A 1,597-nucleotide genomic window follows, 5' to 3' on the forward strand; every position below is an offset into this window, starting at 1 on the left:
TGAAGCATGAGTGAGCCTTCGTCTCGCAGCCGCCGTCGATGCGGTGGCGCTCCCGGTCTGACCGGCCGCAGCCGTGCCGGGTTCCCGTTTCACAGCCACCTGCCGCGCGAACGCGGTCTTACGGTCGGCTCCGCGGGCGTTTTCCGTCTCCACCGCACTGGCGGCGACGAGGTGTTTGAGGTTGATCGCGGCGTTGTGGTCGCGGTCGAGGACCAGCCGGCAGGACTGGCAGTGGAACATACGGTCCGACAGCGTCAGGCTTGGGTTTCGCCAGCCACAGCCGGAACAGGTCTCCGACGACGGGTACCAGCGGTCCGCGACGACGAGTCGGGAGCCGTACCAGCCGGTCTTGTAAGCGAGTTGGCGGCGGATCTCGGCGAACCCGGCGGTCGCGACGGCCTTCGCGAGCCGGCGGTTGCGGACCATCCCGGCCACGTGGAGATCCTCGACCACGATCACGTTATGGGACCGGGCGAGCCGGGTCGTGAGCGTGTGGAGGCCATCGCGGCGCTGGTCGGCGATCCGGTTCTGGACCTGGGCGAGCGCGGCGGCCCGCTGCCGGCGGCCGGCGGAGCCGGGCTTCGACCGGGCGTAGGCCCGCGACGCCCGGCGCAGTTTCCGTTCGGCCCGCTGGTAGTGCTTCGGGTTCGCCACGCTCTGCCCCGTCGACAGGACAGCGAGACGGGTCACCCCAAGGTCGACGCCGACCGCGCCACCTGTGCGCTGCCGCCGCGACGGCCGGACGGGAACGTTGCGTTCGACCTCGATGGTGAACGAGACGAACCAGCGGGCGGCGGTCCGGGACACGGTCGCGCCGAGCAGCCGGGCGCGGCCGTCGGCCAGCCGGGCGGTGAGCGCGCCCATCGGTTCGCAGACCTTGACCCGGCCGATCCGGGGCAGCTTCGCGTACGCGCCGGTCGCCGGGCCGTAGGCGCCGGTCGTGTAGCGGAAGCTGTCGCGGGTCTTCCCGCGTTTCTTGAACTGGGGAAAACCGACCCGGGGGCCCTTCCGCCTGCCTTTCCGGGAGTCGGTGACGTTCTTCAATCCGCGGGCCAACTGGTCCAGACCGGCGGAGAACGCCTCCTTGGAACATGCGTCCCACCACGGGGCGACGTCTCGCTTGACGTGGTTCCAGGCGAGGCGCAACGCGGGCAGCGCCCACGGCACCGGGGTGAGCAGGTCGCCGGTCAGGCCGTAGGACTTCTCGGCGTCCCGCTGGCCGAGCGCGGCCTTCACCCGGGTCAGACCCCAGTTGTAGGCGAACCGGGCCGCCCCGGCATGCCGGCGCAGGCCGGCGAGCTGGACCTGGTTCGGGTCGAGCGCGAACCGGTACGCCTGCAACGCCTTCACCCCGGGCCGTCTTTCGTCGCCTCAGCGACCGCACGGGCGGCCCGGTTCGCCGCGGCACGACGGCCGTACAGCCGGGCGCACATCGACGTCAGGATCTCGGTCATGTCACCGACCAGATCGTCATCGACCTCGGCCGGGTCGACCACCAGCAGCCCGCGGCCGTTCGCCGCAAGCGCGGCCTCAACATACTCGGCACCGAACCGGGCGAACCGGTCGCGATGCTCCACGACGATCGGTGTGGCTCGCC

Annotated in this window: 1 protein-coding gene and 1 pseudogene; both read right to left on the reverse strand. The window is 71.4% G+C overall.

Annotated elements, in window-relative coordinates:
* Nucleotides 1-1,350: IS607 family element RNA-guided endonuclease TnpB (gene tnpB / locus NBZ85_RS30945; protein ID WP_261560727.1), on the reverse strand; the 1,350-nt coding region annotated here is incomplete at its 3' end.
* A pseudogene (locus tag NBZ85_RS30950) lies at nt 1,347-1,597 on the reverse strand (IS607 family transposase); the annotation flags it as partial. The pseudogene NBZ85_RS30950 and the gene tnpB, both read right to left, overlap by 4 nt.

It is taken from the genome of Frankia tisae (genome assembly GCF_025403405.1).
GTDB lineage: Bacteria > Actinomycetota > Actinomycetes > Frankiales > Frankiaceae > Frankia > Frankia tisai.